Below are 19487 nucleotides of genomic sequence, written 5' to 3' on the forward strand. Positions count from 1 at the left end.
GCATCACTCCAATTCCGACGATAGGCATAAGCCAAACTTGGTGATCCCTGAAAATTCAACGCCGAACTGTTCGCGAAAATAGTCAGCATGAAAGGTTTGATAGGGCTTGAACCCTAGCGATTCGTAAGTTTTTCTAGCTCGCTCATTACCGTTAATAATCATGATTCCGGCATGGGATTGATCCTGGTCGCGCCCAGCTTCTAGTAGCGATCTCAGCAATGTTTTGCCGACACCTTGGCCCCTTGCATCAGGTAGAACAGCTACGCTCTCGATAATCCAAGGTGCTTGTGGGTGGAGAAAAACAGGGCGAGGATTATCGCTGAAGAGTTGAGTATAGCGACGACGAACCTCTACCTCTATGGGGTGGGACCAACCTAGCTCTTTAGCAATCGCACTGATCTCTGATACCTTTAACGGTCGATAGTCTTCAAAATTAGGCTGATAGCCAGCGGCAGCGGCCACCGGCTCACCTGCGATTTCAGCGACTATGAAGTCCTCTACATTGCCCCAGTTGCTCGCTCGAGCTGTCAGAGCTGCTGCTAAAAAATCTAAAGCTGAGGTCTGACTCCCCTCCAGCATTTCATCCCAAAAGCTGTGGTTGTGCGGTGGCAGGGATGCTTCGTACATGATTTGGGCCAGGAAGGACAGGTCAGAGATCGTGGCTGGACGAGTATTCAGCATGGCTTACCTTTAAGACATACAATCTGTATGTATCTAATATGCAAGCACTGACTCTTGTTGTCAAGATACATACTGTCTGAATGTTAATTGTTTCGTTATGCCCAACCTGACTAAAGCCGAGCAAACCCGACAAACGCGCCGCGCCATTTTGGATCGCGCTCGTCAGCTTTTTGCAGAGCAGGGCTATGCGGCCACTGGGACCGAGGAAATCATCAGGGGATTGGGGATTACGCGTGGGGCGCTGTATCACCAGTTCAAAGATAAGCGTGGTGTTTTTACCGCAGTGGCAGCTGAAGCCTATCGAGAAATGACAGACCACATCAATCAGCAGGTGCGCTCGCTAGAGGATTCCTGGGAGCAGCTAGTGGTAGGTTGCCTGGCGTTTTTGGAAGTGGCCCAGCGCGAGGACTTACGGCGGCTGATTTTTATTGAAGCGCCTGTCGTGCTAGCGGCGGAAACACTGGTGGAGTTCGACCAGTATGGCTTTGGTCTATTGCAGGATTCGATTCAAATGCTGGTTCACGAGGGGCAGTTAGTCACAATTGATGCAGAGGGCTTTTCCCATTTGGTGAATGGTGCGCTAAATGAACTAGCGGCTTGGGTGGCTCAGGGAGAAGATTCAGAACGGCTAAAAACGGCCCAGGCTTTGGTAGAGACTTTGTTGGCCCAGCATCGGGCTTGAGGCCGCAAACGGGCAAAAACGCTCCAAGATTTACTGTTTGCTAAGCTGAGCCAGTTCTGACTCAGAAAGCTGCAGTGATGCTGCCTTCACGTTGTCTTCTAGATGAGCAATGGTTGTCGTACCGGGAATCAGGATGAGATTGGGAGCACGATGGAGCAGCCAAGCTAGAGCAATTTGGGTCGGGTTAGCGTCATGAGCTTGAGCGATCTGCGCTAATATACCTTCTGCTTGAGCAAGAGGCGCACCGCGCTTGAGGGGATGAGCACCCAGGGAGCCGTAGGGAATGAAGGCAATGTCTTGTGTGGTGCAGTAGTCTAAGATAGTTCCGTGGCTGCGGTCTGCAAGGCTAAATCGATTTTGAACGGAAGCAATTGAAGTGATTTTCTGTGCTTCTTTGAGCTGTTCTAGCGTGATGTTTGAAATGCCGATATGTCGAATTTTGCCTTCTTGCTGCAGCTTGGCTAGAGCCTGAACTGACTCAATATAAGGAACTTTGGGGTCGGGGCGATGAAGCTGGTAGAGGGAGATGCAATCGCACTTCAGCCGTTTCAAACTCCCTTCAACGCCGCGCCGCAAATTTTCGGGACTGCCATCGGCTTGAATATCGTCGGGCGCAGGTTTATGAATACCACCCTTAGTCGCAATCACTAGATTCTCGGGGTAGGGATGCAAAGCCGCAGCAATAATCTCTTCGTTATCGCCAGGGCCATAGGCTTCCGCCGTATCAATGAAATTGATGCCCAGCTCTACGGCTCGACGCAGTAGCTTTTTCCCACCCTCCCAGTCAGCATAGGGACCGAAGTTTCCTGGCTGTCCGGTTAGGCGCATAGCCCCGTAGCCAAGCCGGTTGACGGTCAAGTCGCCGCCCAGATCAAAGGTTTGTGGTGCGCTGGGAACTTGAGTATCTGTATTTGTCATTGTTTCAATCTCTTTTTACTTGTGGCGTACTTCGTAGGATTGTCGCGAGATAGTCGTCTGAGTCTCTCTTGAATCTTTACCTTTGGTCGCCCGTGTAAGGCTTACGCTCACTCAGAGGCAGCTCTTTCAGAAACTCAATCATGTAGCCGTTGTTGTCTTCAATAAACGAGACACGACGACCGCTATCAGGAAAGCTGGTTGGCGGCAGAACAACCTTCACTCCTTTTTCTTTTAGAGCAGAGGTTGCAGCGTCAACATCTTCGACGAGAAAAGCGAAGTGTCCAATACCGGGCTGCTGTTGACGGGCCATAAAATCTTCTGGCATACTCGCCCTCGGCGTATTAGATGAAGCGACCACCTCAATAATGAATCCGTTCTTTTCTAGATAGGCAAGCTGCAGATTTGGGAATTCCGGTACCGTCCATTCGTGCTTGATGCGAAAGCCCAATGTTTCGCGGTACCAATCAATGGTGCCGCTATAGTCAGACGTGGCGATCATGACGTGTTCTGCACGGATTTCCGAAAGTGGATCTGTGACGGTTGTCTGTCGTGTTTCTCCTTCTGGGAAAGCAGGCAGTCCGTAGGCGATCGCAGTAGCCACAGCAAAGCCGGAGAGTGCAGCAATCAAAGTGTTTTTCTTCATCTTCGTTAATTGAAAATCCATGATTTTTCTCCAATAGGGTTAGCCGCGATGAAACTTGAATAGATAGATTTTGTTCCTATGCTGGAATGATTTGGCGATTTTGATACGTTTGAAATAACGACTAAATTCACTATCGCAGCATCTATAGATATTTGGTAGAGGACTGACAAAAATATCTGTTATTCTTTTTCTGTATAACCAAGGCACGCGATCAAAGTTGATGAGTAAATCTTTAGACCGACTAACGCTGCTAGAAACGTTCGTGCGCATTGCCGACGCAGGCAGCATTAGCGCTGCTGCTCGCGACCTTGACCTATCGCAGCCTTCCGTGAGTCGCCAGCTCGCAGAGTTAGAGTCACGCTTTAAATCTCAGCTTATGCGCCGAACAACGCACGATCTGTCTTTGACGACTGCAGGAGCAGAGCTGCTTGCGGATGCTCGTCAGTTGCTTGACGAATGGGAAGCTTTAGAAGAGAAGCATTTAGAGACCGAAGAAACGCTAAGGGGCAAACTGAAAGTGGTCGTACCCGTTGCGCTGGGGCAGCTCTATCTATTGGACACGGTGCTTCAGTTTCAGCATCAGCACCCTCATATTGCTTTGTCTTGGCAGCTAGAAGACCAGAATATTCGCTTTGCCGAAGTCGGCTGTGATTGCTGGATCAAAATTGGCTCGGTCCCGGATGAGTCGCTGATTGTAGAACCGCTAGGGCAGGTCGAGCGGATGGCTGTGGCGACACCCGAACTCTTTGAAATATATGGGAGGCCAAAAACACCAGCTGATTTGGAGAAGCTTCCTTGTGTAGCCCTGGAGCCGTTTGAAGGCGGACACATCCCCCTGACCCACGCCAAAGGAAAGACGGTGACTGTCTCCCCTCCGATCAGGATGACCACAAACAATATTTCTGCCGTTCGCAAGGCAACTTTGGCAGGTCTGGGCCTCGCTATTCTGCCGCGCTGGTTGATTGAAGATGAGCTGAATAAACATCAGTTAGTGGACCTGTTGCCACTGTGGCGGGCACCGAAGCTCACGATTTGCGTTGCTTCTTTGCCCGGTCGGCATCGTCCTCGCAGATTACAAAGCTTCCTCGATATTTTGAAGGTGACGGTGCCGAAGATTCCGGGTGTCGAGCCGTTGTCTCACAAAGTTGTCCATCGGCGCGATTTTAGAGCTTGATCCAGCGCGATAGCTTTGGTGGCGGCTATCGCCTCGTCTGACTGCTTGCTTGGAAGAGATTGGATAGAGTAAGTTTGTCTTGTTGAACTCTTGCGAAAAGTACTTCATTCAACTTGAACACTATTTTTGTTGATAACCTGTTGAGGTTGCGTGGGCTTCCCAGGTGACAAGCTCTTGCTCAAGGGGCTGCATTTTGTTAGGCATACCGCCTAGGGCGTTGGCTCCTAAAGCGTTGTGGAATGGTGGATTCTCTGCTTTCCGGCATAATAGGGAGCCACTACGTTGGCCCGGACTAGAGCCAGTTCCTTGGCTAGTGATTCTGTCAGCAGGCTCACACCCGCATTCGCAACATCGGTTGCGAACACAAATCGCTGGGCCATCCGTGTTCTGAAGTAAAATGTACTCAAAACCTGAGCCTCTAACTCTCGCTGTGAACTGATAGTGTTTCTACCCAAAGACGCAATCATCGCAACAGAAAAATTAACCCAGTACTTACTTGTTCCACTGCCAAAAGATGATAAGTCTAAATTTCTTGCTCAGGCAGGGTATAGCTTGGATAACTGGCAGGAATTAGAACAGGACTTGCGAACTCAAGTCCTGCCCCAGCCAGCCGAACTCATCGAAACTAATCGTTATGGCGAAAAGTATCTGATTCGTACACATCTTCAAGGGAACAATGGTGTTGAACTCAGAATTCTAACGATTTGGATGGTGACAAAGAGTACGACTAGATTTGTGACCTTGGTGCCAGACAAAGGAGTCAGTCAATGACAATACAGTATCCCCTCTTTTCTCAGGTAGCCTTAGCTGAAGATGTTCCAGACTACGACCTTAAGCGGGGAGATATTGCAACAATTGTGGAGCACTATCCCATGCCTGATGAAGAAGAGGATGGGTATAGCTTAGAGGGCTTTGATGTGCCACACATCACACTTGAAGTAGCCTCTTCACAAATTATTTCTGTTGACCAGTGGCAGCAAGAAGAAGCTATATTTAGCTAAATTACGTCAACTACCCCAAGCAAGGTTGCCGCAGCTTGAAGAGTATCTTGATTTTCTGCTTCAGAAAGACAGATCTAAGCAGAGCCGCGAATTCCAGGAAAAACTTTGACTTTTAATTGTGCCAGTCTCTACCCGCTTGATTTGAATCTACTGTACAACTATTGAGTGAGTCACCTCTTTCATCTGCGATCGCAACTCCTTTTCTCTGACTAACAATATCCAAAATAGTGTATTCAAAGAGCTGAACTAGTATCTCAGTAGTCCTCTCAAAGCAAGATAGGATATGAGACGCTTTTTGATGTGACTCGCTGAGGAGATAGTCCTTGCTACCCCAGATTTCATAAAGGGCAAAGTGAACAGGGCAACTGGGATCTTGATAGAGATCAATAGAAATGCAAAATGTTTCTTTCACGGCTTCGACAGCTGTTGAGAGCGCCACCTCTTTGAAAGCTTCTATGGTCTCTTTTTGGATAACGGCCTGGACTAGCAATACAACGTTACTGTCGTTAGCGATAACTCCAAGTCAATTCATAGCTGTGAGAATAGACCTCAATCACGTTGCCCCAGGGGTCTTCAACATAGGCAAGATAGCGTTCTGAGTCAGGGAAAATCTCCCAAATCTTGGTGCGCTGTTTACCACCGTGGGTAACGACATGCTGCACTATATCTTCAATATCAGGGTCAGTAATACAGATATGGAAGTAACCATTTTTCCAATACTCCATGCCTTCCGGATGCGGACCCGCTTCAGGATCATCAAATTCAAACAGCTCCAGTCCGACCTGATTGCCGGTGGCGAGATGGGCAAAGCGACCACGGCGTAAGCGGTCGCCCAATAAGTCTTTTGCTAGCTGACCAAAGTGTGTGTCGTCGGGCACAATCTCCAGCGGCCCTAGAATCAAGCGATAGCCAAGGATGTCTTGGTACCATGCGATCGCAGCATCTAAATCAGGAACCGTCAAACCAATGTGATTGATAGGTCTGGGGTATGTATTCACGACTCTTTAGCTCCTCGTTAACTATCCGTGGTCAGATGCTCATGGACAATAGCCCAGCGATCGCCAACTCGCTGCCAAACATGGGTCCCACGCTGCCGAAAAGTGATAGCTTTGCCATCCTGATCAATGCCGCCACCGGCCAAAGTAAACATAGTGGTTGCTAAATCACCTTCAACAATTACTCGAACCTCACCTTCAGGCTTAACCTGCCAGTCCGTAAACTGCTCCATGAACGGCTCCCAGGTGGTGCGATAGTCTTTCCAGCTTTGCAGGACCACAACTTTGCCGCCTGCATCATCGAAGACAAGCAGCTCACCTGGATCTTGAGCAAAAAGCTCACCCATCGCGCCCCAATCCATCGGATCTTTCCCTGGACTCCATAGCTCGAACCATTGCTGAGTTAACTGTCGGATGGTTGCTTCTTCGTCCTTGGCTGCAGCCGTCTGTCCAGGGATTGCCAAAGCGCCGAAATCTGAAATTGTTGTCGGGATGATGGCCACCGCACCTGTTGCGATCGCAGCTGACACCAGAACGTTCATCCAATGCTTTTTCATCTTCGCCTCCATATCGATACGATTCGTTTCGTATGCTTAATTATTAAACGAGGCGTATCGTTTTGTCAAATTCGTGGTCATAATAGGTTTGTGGTACGCCTTGAGGTCAAGCGATGTCTGCAAAAGCGAAGACTGAGAAAACATCAGGACGTCCCCGTTCTGCGGTTTCGGAGCAGGCGATTCTGGCAGCGGCGTGGCGTTTACTGCAGCAGAGGCCAGTGAAGGATGTCTCGATTGAAGCGATCGCACGTGAAGCTGGCGTCGGGAAAACCACGATCTATCGCTGGTGGCCCAGCAAAGCAGCCGTTTTTGTGGATGCCTTCTTAGCGAAGTTCAAGCCCCAGGCCGCATTCATCGAAACCGAATTAGCGGCGGATGCGTTAGCCCAACAGATGGCGGCTGTCGTAAAGGTCTTCAGTGGAGAGGCGGGGCGGATTGTGGCTGAGATTATTGCAGAGGGGCAGTCCGATTCAGTGGCCTTGGAGAGCTTTTGCGATCGCTTCTTGCAACCCCGTCGTCAAGCGGCTCAAGCGGTCATAGAGCAAGGCATTCAGTTGGGTGAATTTGATCCAGATTTGGACTTAGAGGTCGCCCTGGATATCCTTTATGGACCGATTTACTATCGACTGCTAGTGAAGCACCAACCCCTAGATAGTACCTTTGCCGCAAAGCTATCCAACAGAGCTTTACAGTGTCTGAGCCACTAGCGGCGACTTGGCTCACAAGCAATTTCCCGCTGGCTCTAAACAAGATCTAGTGACTGACGGACCACCATCAATAAATAATCACTTCCTAGAGTCAAGCCAGTAGATTTATCTCTCGATTAACCCAAGCTGCTGCATCACCTCAAGCAGGTTCGTCTCGTACCACCACTCTGCAATTTTGCCCTCCTCCATTTTCAACAGCGTGAAGTCATTGACCTTAACCGTTTTACCCGTAGGCGGGATGCCCAAAAATTCTCCTGTTTGTGTTCCTTCAATCGTTGTTCGGTAAACAACGCGATCGCCATCAACCAAAATATCTTCCATTGCTTGCTTAATATCAGGGAAGCCTTGAAACAAAGCCTCATTGAACGCTTTGTTGGCCTCCAAGCCCACAATAGGTTCAGAAGCACTATTGAAGTGGTAGACAACATCAGGACTCATCAAGTTATCCCACGCTGATCTCCAGTTGGGGTTTGTACCCCAGCCATCATGGGCAAATCGCAACGCAATTGCCTTCGAATCTGTCGACGTCATAGCGTTATCTCCTGTACGAGCAATAAATTGAGATGTTTGGGGCGGGAGTGGAGCGACCGCCAGGGAATCAGCGATTGCCACTCCTCTCGATGGGACAAAATGTGCCATTTCTCAGTCATCCGCAGGCTGACCCGAAACCACAGCGGCATTGCCACCCCACAGAAAGATGAGCAGCAGACCGAAAAATGCCAAGTGCTTGAGCGTGGAACGCTGTCCTTCATACCAGCGCAGAAGCAAGCGATATATGCGTTTTGAGTGAGATAGAAGCATTGATACTCTTCTCCATACGATGCCGTATGGTCTTAGAGTAGTATTCGTCGATATTAATGTCAATACGCAGCCGTATGGTGAAGAAAAAAGATGGTCCTAAACTTAGTCGTCATGACTGGATTGAGCAAGGACTCAAGGCTCTGGCCGCCAGTGGAATAGAGGCTGTGCGGGTAGAGCCTTTGGCGAAAATGATGCAGGTGACCAAAGGAAGCTTCTATTGGCACTTCAGAAATCGAGCTGAGCTATTAACAGCGATTTTGGAGAAGTGGGTCAGCCAGCAGACTGATGGCATCATTGATCAGGTGGAGGCAGCGGGGGGGATGCCCCGTGAAAAGTTGCTACGTCTCTTTGAGTTAGCAATCCAAGACGAAGGGCGCGAAGAGATTGCAATTAGGGCTTGGGCGACCAACGATGCCATAGTTGCTAAGACGTTAGTTCAGGTCGATCAGCGGCGCTTAGACTATACAAAGGATTTATTTATCAGCATTGGTTTTACGTCGACCGAAGCCTTGGTGCGGGCGCGGATGGCTTACTATGCCCTCGTGGGCGAATTTGCTATCGGGGTTTACCCCAAGGCATACGCCAATCAGGCAGAGCGGCTAACAGAGATACGCCTCCGGTATGAAATTCTGGTTAATACCACTGAGTAAGACAGTCAGTGAAACGGTTGTATGAGTGTGAGTCGGCCAAAGGTTCGGTGCTTTGGCCGTAATGCTTGAATGTCCGTCAAAGCCATACATGAAGCCGGGGCGCAGCACCACTCTTTTGTACTAAGAAATGGACATCGAAAAGAGTTCTTGCTCTAGGTCCATGCGAAAGGCTAAAGCATGGTCGGGATTACTCGGTGTCGTCTCACCCATCACGAACTCAGGGCGTTTAGCGTCTTTCTACCTGGACGCGCCCCTCAGTCTGAATCGTAATAATATGCTGGGCCGCTTGATGCGCGGGTGTTTCGTGAGATGAGTGGTAATGATATTCAAAATGAAGATGGTCCCAGGCCACGTCTCAGCTTGAGATCAAGGCGGCAGGCTGGGTGAGCACCTGTGAGATACTTTTTTCCTGCCGAAAATCAACTTCGATTGAGTCCCCGTTTGTCATGGAATGGCTGCTCCTCATACTTCATATTTTACGGGTCAGCCACAACCTGTTGGAGCATTCTAGGTTTGAACATGTGCTTCCAGCATCCACAAAAACTTGTCAGTTGACCGAGAGATTTCGGTATAGAGGTCTGCGGTATTTGCTTCACCAAGACCCTGAGCAATCTCGATAGAGGATCGCACCGACCGAGCATACACAGCCATCTGCTCAGCCAGCAACAAGACGTATCCCTGCCCCTCTCTGCTGCTCAACCGATAGTCAGGAATTTCAGAAAACTGTGCTGCAGTGCGGGCCGTTCCCAACGCCACTCCGCCCAGGGCCACAATGCGTTCACCCACCAATGTCGCAAAATAATTGAGCTGTTCTGCCAGTTGCTCGAATAGTTGATATAGAGAGAAAAACTGCATCCCTTTGACGTTCCAGTGGGCGCAGTTTACCTGAGTCCAGAGATCAATCGTCGAGGCTAAGGTGCGATTGAGAATTTCAATTATCTCTACCTGAACCTCAGGAGCCAAATCAATTCGCGTCGAATAGTAGCTGCCGTCGGATTTCATGCTGGCCCAGCGTTTAGATGTGCTCAACATAGTAAAATTAGCCAAATTTTGTCTTGTCACCTTTTGGGATCTTTGGTCTGATCTAGAATCCATGCACAATTAAGTAGGTCTGTATTACCTAAAGTGTGGTGGTATAGACACTCACAGACAGAAGACAACAGAACTGAAAATATTTAGGAACTAGGCAAAGCCACAGGACTACATTTTGAATAACTCAACCTCAAAGGCTTCGTTTTCTAACATTGTTCCTGACGACTGGGTTTTATCGCGACAGCCGCTGAAGTCGGGTGGCTTCACCATTGAGCATCACATGGAAAAACCGGGTGAACTGACAACATCTGGCGTTGCCCAACATGCGTTATTAGTCACAATGAGCGAGGGCAGTACGCATCAGTTTACCCGGCTTGGGAAGCAAGTCTATGAAGGCGAGAACCCTGCGGGTGCTTTCTGGTTAGCCTCTGCCAATACATCAGCAGAGTGGGCCTGGAAAACCGTTGATGAGACGGTCGCATTTGTCATCGAGCCTTCGCATTTGCAGCAGGTCGCAGCGGAAACCGAGTGTTTAGATCCTAGTTCAGTTGCATTACGCAATGTTGCCTTTGGGCGTGATTCGCAGCTTGAGTTTTTAGCTCAATGCTGTCGCCAGGAATTTCTACGGCAAGAAATAGGTGATCGCATCTACACCGATTCCCTCGCCAATATCATTGCACTTCACTTGCTTCGCAACTACTGTACCCATAAGCCACTCATCCGCGAGTGTGCAAAGGGGATGGGAAACAAGCGACTCCGGAATGTGCTGGAGTATATCGATACTCATTTAGATCAGGAAATCGGGTTGGCTGACTTAGCGGCCGTGGCGAAGATGAGTCAGCATCATCTCTCTCCCATGTTTAAGCAGTCCACTGGCCTACCTCCCTATCGCTATGTTTTGCAACAGCGGATCCAGCGGGCGAAGCAGCTACTCAAGCAGGATTCCCTCTCGATTACCGACGTGGCCTTGAGCAGTGGGTTTGCCGATCAGAGTCATCTGACAAAGCATTTCCGTAAGTCTGTGGGCGTCACTCCCAAAGCCTATCGAGAGAACCAAAATCTCTAAACAACGTAGCCCTTACAAAACAGTTCCGAAAAGCCAAGCATCAAGGGAGAAGCTTCCAGGGCCAAACGCCAACAGGACAATCAACATTAGGTTGTAAACAAAGGCTTTCTCCTGACTCGGGGGTTCACCTTTGCCGTTTTCACCTTCGTACTCTCCTGCAGGTATCAGATAGGGATCATTGGCAATGAAGGGTAGACCTTTGGTGATTTCTAAAACCAAAGCAAATGCCATCGAAGCCAGCAGTGCTAAACAGGTCAGAGGCGTCAATAAACCAAAGGTCAGGCAAATACCGCCCAAGACCATGGATGAAGCCGATAAAAAACATAGATAAATCGGCATCTCTAAAGATTCGGACCACTGCTGCAGATGGGTCACTTTTGGATAGCCGTGCAGCACAAACAGGATGCCCAGGCCGACTCGCAGAGCCAGTAGGGTGCCGCCCTGTATACCGGTGGGAAAGGCTGGATAAAGCGATCGCAACAAGTCTAAAGCAGACTCTAAAAAATTGAGCATTATTTCAATAAATCAATGGTGTACAAAGAGCGGCCCGCTGTGATGAAAAGACGCCTGCCATCCTGACCGCCGAAGGTCAGATTGGCACAGACTTCAGGCACCAGAATCTTGCCGAGACAAGTCCCGTCGGGAGCGTATACCTGAATACTGTCGGCGGAGGTAATAAACAGATTGCCCTGCGGATCAACCTTGAGACCGTCGGGCTGACCGGGTTCAATGGCGCTAAACAATCGACCATTCGCCACCTGCTTTTCGTCAACAAGATCGTAGGCTCGAACGTAGTGATGCCCCTGAGGATAGTTGACCTGAGAGGTATCCGAGACGTACAGAATCTTTTCGTCAGGACTAAACGCCAGTCCATTGGGGCGTTCCATTTCTGTGATCACCGCATCGATTTCTCCAGTCTCGGGATCAAAGCGGAACACGAAGCTTCCAGGCTGTTCCTGCTGTCCGCTGCAGCCTTCTCCAGCCTGAGTCAAGCCAAAGGGAGGATCGGTAAACCAGAGGGTGCCATCCCTTTTCATGACAACATCATTGGGGCTGTTCAAACGGTTGTTTTGGTGGCGGTCCACCAATGTTTGCCACTCTCCGCTGTGTTCACGCCTGACAATGGCGCGTTTTCCATGAGAGCAACTGACCAGTCGCCCTTCTAGATCGAGGCAATTTCCATTTTGATAATCGCTGGGTTCGCGGATTACTTGGGTGCCGTCCTGAACACTCCAGCGAAAGACTCGGTTACCGCTGACGTCACTCCAAATTACGCTGTTGTCTTCCGGCAAATAGACTGGGCCTTCGCTGTGCTTTGCGCCCTCTGCTAACTGCTTGAGTTCTGCATTAGGTGAAATCAGATCGCATAAACGAGAGTCGTAAATAACAAGCGTCTTAGACATGGGGCATTGCCTCGACAAGTTTCTACCGACATCCGACGAGCAACAAAGCATGGCCGTCAGGGTCTTTGATTAGACAGCCCCGACGAAATCGATAGGTGTCGGGAAAGTTCACCCAATGGGGAGAGACGATTTCAACATCTGCTTGTTTGAGCTGCTCTAGGGCCGATTCAATCTCTTCAGTTTCAAGAATAATATGCATGTGAGCTAGGTCGCTCGCGTCCCAGTGTTCAGGAATGGGGCGACCGGTACCCGGCTTGATATAGTCTAAAAGCTCAATGCCGATGCTGGTTTGAGCGGGCTGCAGGGGAATAACCTGAACGTCAGCGATGGGTAAGCCATCAAGAGTCGCCTGGACTTCGCCAGAGTGAAGCGTGCTGCTAACGACCGTCATGCCTAGAAGGTCGCGATAGAACTGCCTGCTGATGTCGGCGTTAGAAATTGCGATCGCACTATGATCGATCCCCAAGAACAAATCATCGCTGTTCTGATGCCACTTCTCTTTGCCCTTCCCTTCAGGGAACCAAATCAGCTCTAGACTTCGATAGTCAACATCTCTGAACTTGAAGGCCCGTACCCCGCCTGCGGTCGGGTTGTTTGCTGGAATGGTTTGAGGCCCGTCCGAAATTGGCTCAACGGAAAAGGACTGCAGATGCTTGTAGGCGCGGTCTAAATCGCTGACAACGATCGCCATATGCTGAAACCAAAGATCGTTGCTCTGAGAATCCCTCGGAATCGGTGCAGAATCCGAGTCGAGACAGTCAACTAATTCGATAGTTTCATCCCCAAGCTGAAGCGTGACAATCCGCACCGGACGAGGCGGAACGTCAGCAATCTGGCTATAGTTAGCTGCTTCTATCGTAATGTCACCCACGGGCTTGAAACCCAGAGCCTGAATATAGAAGCTCTGGGTGCGGTCAAGTTCCGCCACCGTCAGGGCAATGGAGTGAATTGCTTTGACGGCAACCATCTCAGCTCAAGTCTCCTGGACGCATCCCCAGCCAGCGATCGCCCTCTAGCTGAATGATCATCATCTGAACCGGCTGCTCACCCACGGTTCCAGAGATGTGGCCTTGATGTCCCTCGGCGTTTGGCTTTGTGTCTTGATCGGCTCCAAACGAGATCTCGCCAGTCCCCATTTCGACTCGTTTACCGTCCATTGTTTCGACATACCAGCAGCCCGACAGGGGCACAATCCACTGCGGCTTAGGATTTTCGTGCCATTCACCAACCCAGCCCACCGGCAGCTCGGCGAACAGGATCTTAGCGTCAGCGCTCATCAAGCGATTGTTCCACTGCGGATCGGCGTCGCCGCCCATGCTTTCTTGCTCAAAGTTAGTCAGCTCACAGCGGGTTTGGTGGCTGATGCCGTCATCGTCAGTCCAGACATGCCAATAGGGCTGGGTTGGTGGATTCTCACTGGAAGGAGCGGTCATTGTTCAAGTCTCTATTATTCATAATTAAGATGACATGGCCCACCGTCGGAACAATCTATCTTCAGAGAGATATTAAACTCTAAACCTGGATTTCTCATAGGCAGGATTTAACAAATTGATTCAGCGCTATTCGTTGGGGCTTTGAACTAGAATACAGTTTCGAGCTGGGCAGCACACACTTTCGAGACTGAGTGATGCAAGATACCGAACAAGCAGACAAGCAGTACTCTAACAAGGATCTGGAACAAAGGAGAACTTGGTATTCTCCCGCAGCAGAGGCTTATAACAAAGCACGACCTCACTATCCAAAAGCATTGATCAATCGAGTTGTTGAATTGACTCAACTTACCGATAATGCAAGGATTCTTGAAATAGGATGTGGTCCTGGAACTGCAACAGTTGCGTTTGCTGAGTTTGATTTTTCAATGGTTTGCCTTGAGCCAAACCCAGATTTTTGCACAATTGCTCAAAAGAATTGTGCTGAGTACCCGAAAGTCAAGATCCAAAATACTTCATTTGAGGAGTGGACCCTGGAGGTAGGGCGATTCGATGCTGTTGTAGCAGCGACTTCAATTCATTGGATACGACCAGAAGTTGCGTACCCGAAAATAGCTAATGCTTTACAGAACAATGGTGCACTCATTTTATTGTGGAATGTACCAGCCATTTCTTCTCGTGAGGTCCATCAAATATTTCAGGACGTCTACCAAGTTCATGCTCCCTCTCTATTGAAGTACAAAGGGAAGGAAACTCATGAAGCAGAACTGAAAAAACTTGAACAAATTTTTACCAATTCAGGTCAATTCAAGGATATCGTGTTTGAACAGATTGTGTGGGAAACAGCGTACAGTGTGGATGAGTATCTGACACTGTTGAGTACCTTTTCACAATATTTGGAGCTAAATGAGAAAAGCAGAGATGATCTATGTGAAGGATTACGAAAGAAAATAGACAAAAACTTCGCGGGCCGCCTCCAACTCTCAAATCTTTCTGCTTTTCATATTGCCCGAAAAAAGTGATATTGGTAACTGATAAAGTATCCAAGTTTAGCGTTCATCTAATCAGTAAGACGTTCCTTTGCGATCGCTAAAAAATTTCCCCGTCATCGCCAGCGTGTCCTTGTCCCTTCACCACATTAGCTCTGCCAGAAAATTCATTCCCAATTCTAGATCACTTGCACCTAACGTCTGCTCGGCAAGGATGTGTTGCAAGGAATAGCAAGGCTTATAAGCTACTACTAGAGCAGTCCATCCTTGCAACACAACTAATTAGACAGTCCTAATCAACACATAACAGGCTCGGGGCTTTGTTGATACATTTCTGTCTTCTAGCCGAGCCGTCAAGCGTGGACGTCAAAACGATCGAGCATCATCACCTTGTCCCAGGCCGCAACGAAGTCTTTGACCATGCGTTCATGACCATCATCAGCACCGTAGACTTCGGCCACTTGGCGTAGCTCTGCGTTTGAACCAAAGATCAGATCGCAGGATGTTGCAGTGAACTTTGTCTCGCCGGATTTGCGATCGCAAATCTCAAAGAGCCTCTCGCGATCGTCGGCGGGCTTCCACTCATAGTCCATGCTGGTCAGAACTCGGAAGAAGTCATTGGTTAAAACACCGGGCCGGTCGGTAAAGACACCGTGCTTTGAATGATCCCAGTTTTGGTCGAGGGCACGCAGTCCGCCGACGAGGGCCGTCCATTCAGGAGCGGTCAACGTTAGGAGGTGCGCTCGGTCAAGAAAGATCCGCTCTGGCTTTACCTTGAAGCCAATCGCATCATTGTGGTAGTTCCGAAAACCATCCGAGACCGGCTTCAGCCAATTGAAGCTTTCAACATCGGTCATTTCCTGAGTCGTATCCATTCGACCCGGAGTGAACGGAACAGATACAGAAACACCGGCATCTTGCGCCGCCTTCTCGACTGCAGCACAGCCGCCCAGAACGATCAGGTCTGCCATTGAAATTTTTTTGCTGCCCGACTGAGCACCGTTAAAGTCTGACTGAATTTGCTCAAGGGCCGATAGAACCTCGCCAAGCTCCTGGGGGCGATTCATCTCCCAATCCTTCTGCGGATCTAAGCCGACACGCGCGCCATTTGCGCCGCCGCGCTTGTCAGTGTCACGGTAGGTGGACGCTGATGCCCAAGCGGCTGACACGAGCGCTGAGACAGAGAGTCCACTCTCGAGGATCTTATGCTTGAGAGCATCGATATCGGCATCACCAACAACATCATGGTCGAGCGCCGGAATCGGATCTTGCCAGGGCAAGTCCTCTTTTGCGACTTCTGGGCCAAGGTAGCGCGCCTTCGGACCCATATCCCGGTGCATTAACTTGTACCAAGCGCGAGCGAACGCATCGCTGAAGTCATCAAAGTCACCGACGAAGCGCTGACAGATCTCGTGATAGGCCGGATCAACCTTTAACGCCAAGTCCGACGTCATCATCATCAGCGAGTGCTCAACGTTTGGCTGGTGGGCATCCGGCGTCTTCGGTGCATCTGGACTGCTCGGCTGCCACTGAATGGAACCGGCTGGACTTTCAGTCTTTTCCCAGTCGTACTTGAACAGATTTTCTAGGTAGCTGTTGTCCCATTGGGTCGGGTCTGGCGTCCAGGATCCTTCAATCCCGTTCGTCATTGTATATTGGGCAAATCCTGTCCCTTTTGGGTTTTGCCACCCGAGGCCCATTGCCTGGAGCGGTGCGGCTTCCGGTGCGGGGCCGATCTTGTCCGGCTCTACCATGCCGTGACTCTTACCGAAGGCATGACCGCCTGCAATCAGCGCCACAGTTTCCTCATCATTCATCCCCATGCGCGCAAAGGTCTCGCGGATATCGCGGGCGGACGCGGCGGGATCGCCCTCACCGTTCGGACCTTCGGGATCAACATAAATTAGTGCTTGGTGCGAAGCCGCCAGCGGATTTTCAAGGTCGTAATGTTCCTCGTCCGGCTTGCCGACCCAGCGGATCTCGCGGGTGACCATCTGATCTGGATGACCGGCGTGCTGCTTACCTCTTTCTCCGCTTTCTTCGAGCGATTGGCCATTCCAAAACTCAGAACCCCAGTAGGTGGACCGGTCTGCTTCCCAGGCGTCAATGCGACCGCCGCCAAAGCCGAAGGTCTTGAAGCCCATAATCTCAAGGGCGCAGTTGCCCGTTAGAGCCATTAGATCAGCCCAGCTCAGCGCTGCACCATATTGCTGCTTAATCGGCCACAGCAGCCGCCGTGATTTATCGGTGTTCCCGTTATCCCACCAAGAATTGAGGGGGGCGAAGCGCTGCATGCCTTGACCGGCACCGCCGCGACCGTCTGCGATCCGGTAGGTGCCTGCGGCGTGCCACGCCATGCGGACCATCTGCGGCCCATAATTGCCGTAGTCAGCAGGCCACCAATCTTTCGAATCCGTTAGCAGCGCTTTGATATCACTCTTTAACTGTTCAAAATCAATCTTTTCAAAGGCTTCTTGATAATTAAAATCTCGTAGCGGATTGGCTTGGGACGACTGTGTATGGAGAAGTTCGACCTGAAGCCGATTCGGCCACCAATCATCGGTTTGTGGCTTGGAGCCGAGAGCGCCGCCAACGCGGGTTCCACGGAAAGGGCATTGCGCAGGAGCGGCGGTAGGGGTGTTGTTCATGGGTCCAATCCTTTCTAGGAAGTGTCTTCAGTCTGGCGAGTTGCTGCAGTAAGTTGGGCCGTGTGCTGGCATTGACGGCGCTCAATCATAATTAAGATGGCACGATCAACGCTAGATACTCAATCTCTCTGCAGATAGATATTCAGTTGTCTTTAATAGGCTGTCTCAATACGATCGCTAAAAAATTTCCCCGTCATTGCTAGCGTCGCTTCCGTCGCTAGCCAAACTGCCGTATCGGCACCTTGCTCGGGCGATCGCGGTGCCGACTCACCTCCCATATCCGTCGCCACCCAGCCAGGAGACATGGCATACACGCCAATCTGCTTTGGCCGCAGAGCATTCGCGAGCATAATAGTCGCTCCATTCAGTGCCAGCTTCGATAAACAGTAGCTGGGAACATTTGCCGAGAGTCCATCCAAAGCGCCATAGCCACTGGACATGTTGATCACTTTGGCGCTGTCAGATTTTTCGAGCAGCGGCAGGAAGGTCTGTGTGATCTTCACGGGACTGAAGGCATTTGTGTTCATGGTCTGGTCAAGAAGCTCCCGTGAAATCGTGAGGATGTTGACGCCTTCGTCGGGATAAATGCCGGCGTTGTTGATCAGCACGTCGAGACGCTCTATTTGTCGAGTGAGAGTTTCAGCCGCTTTCTGAATGCTGTGATCGTCAGTCACGTCGAGTTCAAGTGTTTTTACGTCTGGGTGTAGCTGTTCGGCAGCGGCTTGGGCTTTGGGTTGCGATCGCGCCGCCAAAATGACCTCAAACCCTGCTTTTAAGAGTCCTTCGCAAATGGCATAGCCGATCCCCCGATTGCCTCCAGTGACTAGAGCCGTTTTGTGTTGAGATGGCATAGGTGTTCCTATTCCAATTGGACCTTATTTTTCACAGATCTATGTAATCAACACGTCGGTTATTTGTTCTAGCTCAATCAGGTTGCCATCTGGATCGCGAAAGCAGGTAGAAAGAAAGCCTCGATCAGGATAGTTGGTGGGTGGAGCCAGTAGTTCTACGCTGTGGCCTTTTAGATATGCGATCGCATCATCTAAGCTCTTCACCTGAAAGGACAAAGCAACCTGAGCATTGTGAGGGTCATAGCTCAGGGACTCTGTTTGGGGAATAAAATCTGTCATTTTCTTGCGATTGAACAGCGTGATCCGAATCCCGTTGGCGTCAAACTCGACGTATTCATCCATATCGTCTTCAAACTTGATGTCGAGTCCCATCACATCTCGGTAAAAGGCTTTACAGGCTTGGAAGTCCTCGACGTTTAGACGGGTGTAGGTGTATCGAAATTTCATGAATTGAGTTCTCCTATCGTTCTACCTGTCTTGCTTACAATGAATCTTGATCGGACAAACCAGCAAACTATAGTTCACAGATTAGCAGTCTGTCTAAAAAGTAGTTTGTTCTTTTGGAACCCTAGAGTGGGTTCTATCAGCCTGAGGGATAATAGTCCGAGGGGGCTTCGAAAGAAAGAGGGAGGCCTTCTTCAATTCGAGCGATCACTAAAACTTGCATGGTTGAATTTCTCTGCAAAGGGGCTTGATATTGCTCAAACAAAGAGACTACCGCCATCAATATCGATGACTGTTCCTGTGAGATAAGGGTTAGTCATGATTTGCAACGCTATTGCCGCGATGTCTTCAGGTAATCCGATTCGCTGGACTGGGAGCTGCTCGGCTGTGTTTTTGTACATGGCTTCCCGTTGCTCCTCGGGCATATCGCTATAGATTGGGGGCTTGACCAGGCCCGGAGAAATCACGTTGACTCGCACGGGGGCTAATTCGACTGCCAAGGAGCGGCCTAATCCTTCTACGGCGGCGTTGACAGTGGTTGCAGCAACTGTCCCCACCGCAGGCCTGTGACTCAGCACACCCGAGAACAACGTGACCGAACCAGTGGCGCACATCTTGGCTGCTTTCACTGCTCGATAGGCTCCCCAGAACTTGCTGTCCATCGACGCCATCGCGTCTGCGGTTTCCATAAATGAAAGCGTTTTTTGTGTCATAGCGAAAGCAAACAAAGAGAAGATGTAGCGGTTTAAGTCGCAATGATGGGGCGTACCGATTGATACTTTGTTTTTCGGTTGGATGTTTCCTATTTGATGTTC

The 19487-nt window shown here is 50.0% G+C and carries 25 protein-coding genes; 8 read left to right on the plus strand and 17 right to left on the minus strand.

All coding sequences use genetic code 11. The features are described 5' to 3' along the window. Positions 1–3 precede the first annotated feature (3 nt). The gene (locus C1752_RS12160; RefSeq protein WP_110986330.1) at positions 4–681 is read right to left on the minus strand and encodes a GNAT family N-acetyltransferase; all 678 of its coding nucleotides are present in this window, start codon (positions 679–681) and stop codon (positions 4–6) included. 97 nt (positions 682–778) lie between these two features. Here C1752_RS12160 and C1752_RS12165 point away from each other — a divergent pair, with 97 nt between their 5' ends. Further along, positions 779–1363 carry a TetR/AcrR family transcriptional regulator gene (locus tag C1752_RS12165; protein ID WP_110986331.1) on the plus strand — a complete coding sequence of 195 codons (585 nt, stop codon included), beginning with the start codon at positions 779–781 and terminating at the stop codon, positions 1361–1363. A gap of 30 nt (positions 1364–1393) precedes the next feature. Here C1752_RS12165 and C1752_RS12170 read toward each other — a convergent pair whose 3' ends face one another. After that, complete coding sequence (locus C1752_RS12170) at positions 1394–2281, minus strand: aldo/keto reductase (protein WP_110986332.1); 888 nt, start codon at positions 2279–2281, stop codon at positions 1394–1396. 76 nt (positions 2282–2357) lie between these two features. Continuing rightward, entirely contained in the window at positions 2358–2945 is a 588-nt protein-coding gene (locus C1752_RS12175; RefSeq protein ID WP_110986333.1) for a VOC family protein, read from the minus strand. Positions 2946–3144: 199 nt separating this feature from the next. Between C1752_RS12175 and C1752_RS12180 the strand changes: the two genes are divergently transcribed. Then, on the plus strand, positions 3145–4098 hold the full coding sequence (locus C1752_RS12180; RefSeq protein ID WP_110986334.1) for a LysR family transcriptional regulator: 954 nt from the start codon (positions 3145–3147) through the stop codon (positions 4096–4098). 224 nt (positions 4099–4322) lie between these two features. On the opposite strand, the gene C1752_RS28425 is transcribed toward C1752_RS12180, so the two are convergent. After that, complete coding sequence (locus C1752_RS28425; protein ID WP_158535082.1) at positions 4323–4478, minus strand: hypothetical protein; 156 nt, start codon at positions 4476–4478, stop codon at positions 4323–4325. A gap of 58 nt (positions 4479–4536) precedes the next feature. On the opposite strand from C1752_RS28425, the gene C1752_RS12185 reads away from it, so the two are divergent. Together C1752_RS12185 and C1752_RS12190 are read left to right on the plus strand one after the other, a co-directional pair. After that, positions 4537–4869 (plus strand): DUF6883 domain-containing protein, encoded by a 333-nt coding sequence (locus C1752_RS12185; RefSeq protein WP_199464378.1) that lies wholly within the window; start codon positions 4537–4539, stop codon positions 4867–4869. Beyond that, complete coding sequence (locus C1752_RS12190) at positions 4866–5099, plus strand: DUF4926 domain-containing protein (RefSeq protein ID WP_199464371.1); 234 nt, start codon at positions 4866–4868, stop codon at positions 5097–5099. The genes C1752_RS12185 and C1752_RS12190 overlap by 4 nt, the downstream gene beginning before the upstream one ends. 506 nt (positions 5100–5605) lie before the next feature. Here the strand turns inward: C1752_RS12190 and C1752_RS12200 are convergent. Together C1752_RS12200 and C1752_RS12205 are read right to left on the minus strand one after the other, a co-directional pair. Beyond that, a complete protein-coding gene (locus tag C1752_RS12200; protein ID WP_110986337.1) occupies positions 5606–6097 on the minus strand; it encodes a VOC family protein in 492 nt (163 codons plus the stop codon). Positions 6098–6114: 17 nt separating this feature from the next. Next, entirely contained in the window at positions 6115–6651 is a 537-nt protein-coding gene (locus C1752_RS12205; protein ID WP_158535083.1) for a YybH family protein, read from the minus strand. Between the two features lie 113 nt (positions 6652–6764). Between C1752_RS12205 and C1752_RS12210 the strand changes: the two genes are divergently transcribed. Then, the gene (locus C1752_RS12210) at positions 6765–7358 is read left to right on the plus strand and encodes a TetR/AcrR family transcriptional regulator (RefSeq protein ID WP_110986339.1); all 594 of its coding nucleotides are present in this window, start codon (positions 6765–6767) and stop codon (positions 7356–7358) included. Positions 7359–7463: 105 nt separating this feature from the next. Here the strand turns inward: C1752_RS12210 and C1752_RS12215 are convergent, their stop codons facing one another. Next, entirely contained in the window at positions 7464–7889 is a 426-nt protein-coding gene (locus tag C1752_RS12215) for an ester cyclase (protein WP_110986386.1), read from the minus strand. Positions 7890–8000: 111 nt separating this feature from the next. Further along, on the minus strand, positions 8001–8159 hold the full coding sequence (locus C1752_RS28430) for a hypothetical protein (protein ID WP_158535084.1): 159 nt from the start codon (positions 8157–8159) through the stop codon (positions 8001–8003). A 74-nt stretch (positions 8160–8233) separates the two neighbouring features. Here C1752_RS28430 and C1752_RS12220 point away from each other — a divergent pair, with 74 nt between their 5' ends. Further along, a complete protein-coding gene (locus C1752_RS12220; protein WP_199464372.1) occupies positions 8234–8809 on the plus strand; it encodes a TetR/AcrR family transcriptional regulator in 576 nt (191 codons plus the stop codon). A 507-nt stretch (positions 8810–9316) separates the two neighbouring features. Here the strand turns inward: C1752_RS12220 and dps are convergent. Continuing rightward, positions 9317–9841, minus strand: a complete 525-nt coding sequence (gene dps, locus C1752_RS12225; RefSeq protein ID WP_233501550.1) for a DNA starvation/stationary phase protection protein Dps — start codon at positions 9839–9841, stop codon at positions 9317–9319. Positions 9842–10016: 175 nt separating this feature from the next. Between dps and C1752_RS12230 the strand changes: the two genes are divergently transcribed. Then, positions 10017–10907 carry a helix-turn-helix domain-containing protein gene (locus C1752_RS12230; protein WP_110986342.1) on the plus strand — a complete coding sequence of 297 codons (891 nt, stop codon included), beginning with the start codon at positions 10017–10019 and terminating at the stop codon, positions 10905–10907. Positions 10908–10919: 12 nt separating this feature from the next. Here C1752_RS12230 and C1752_RS12235 read toward each other — a convergent pair whose 3' ends face one another. Genes C1752_RS12235 through C1752_RS12250 form a run of 4 tightly spaced genes read right to left on the minus strand, consistent with a single transcriptional unit; the run spans position 10920 to position 13743 of the window. Beyond that, positions 10920–11420, minus strand: a complete 501-nt coding sequence (locus tag C1752_RS12235) for a DoxX family protein (protein WP_110986343.1) — start codon at positions 11418–11420, stop codon at positions 10920–10922. Beyond that, positions 11420–12310 (minus strand): SMP-30/gluconolactonase/LRE family protein, encoded by an 891-nt coding sequence (locus tag C1752_RS12240; RefSeq protein ID WP_110986344.1) that lies wholly within the window; start codon positions 12308–12310, stop codon positions 11420–11422. Before C1752_RS12240 ends, C1752_RS12235 begins: the two co-directional genes overlap by 1 nt. Positions 12311–12332: 22 nt before the next feature. Further along, positions 12333–13277: a VOC family protein gene (locus tag C1752_RS12245; RefSeq protein ID WP_110986345.1), complete on the minus strand. Its 945-nt coding sequence runs from the start codon at positions 13275–13277 to the stop codon at positions 12333–12335. A gap of 1 nt (position 13278) precedes the next feature. After that, positions 13279–13743: a cupin domain-containing protein gene (locus tag C1752_RS12250; RefSeq protein WP_110986346.1), complete on the minus strand. Its 465-nt coding sequence runs from the start codon at positions 13741–13743 to the stop codon at positions 13279–13281. A 194-nt stretch (positions 13744–13937) separates the two neighbouring features. On the opposite strand from C1752_RS12250, the gene C1752_RS12255 reads away from it, so the two are divergent. Beyond that, entirely contained in the window at positions 13938–14762 is an 825-nt protein-coding gene (locus C1752_RS12255; protein ID WP_110986347.1) for a class I SAM-dependent methyltransferase, read from the plus strand. Between the two features lie 320 nt (positions 14763–15082). Here the strand turns inward: C1752_RS12255 and katG are convergent, their stop codons facing one another. The 4 genes from katG to C1752_RS12275 all read right to left on the minus strand — a co-directional run bounded on the left by katG (position 15083) and on the right by C1752_RS12275 (position 19385). Continuing rightward, positions 15083–17377, minus strand: coding sequence for a catalase/peroxidase HPI (katG, locus tag C1752_RS12260; RefSeq protein ID WP_110986348.1), 2295 nt, complete (start codon positions 17375–17377; stop codon positions 15083–15085). A 152-nt stretch (positions 17378–17529) separates the two neighbouring features. Continuing rightward, a complete protein-coding gene (locus C1752_RS12265) occupies positions 17530–18228 on the minus strand; it encodes an SDR family NAD(P)-dependent oxidoreductase (protein WP_110986349.1) in 699 nt (232 codons plus the stop codon). 39 nt (positions 18229–18267) lie between these two features. Next, positions 18268–18675, minus strand: a complete 408-nt coding sequence (locus tag C1752_RS12270; RefSeq protein WP_110986350.1) for a VOC family protein — start codon at positions 18673–18675, stop codon at positions 18268–18270. 254 nt (positions 18676–18929) lie between these two features. Next, a complete protein-coding gene (locus C1752_RS12275) occupies positions 18930–19385 on the minus strand; it encodes an SDR family oxidoreductase (protein ID WP_110986351.1) in 456 nt (151 codons plus the stop codon). Between the last annotated feature and the right edge of the window lie 102 nt (positions 19386–19487).

Origin of the sequence: Acaryochloris thomasi RCC1774 (assembly GCF_003231495.1) — a bacterium.
GTDB lineage: Bacteria > Cyanobacteriota > Cyanobacteriia > Thermosynechococcales > Thermosynechococcaceae > RCC1774.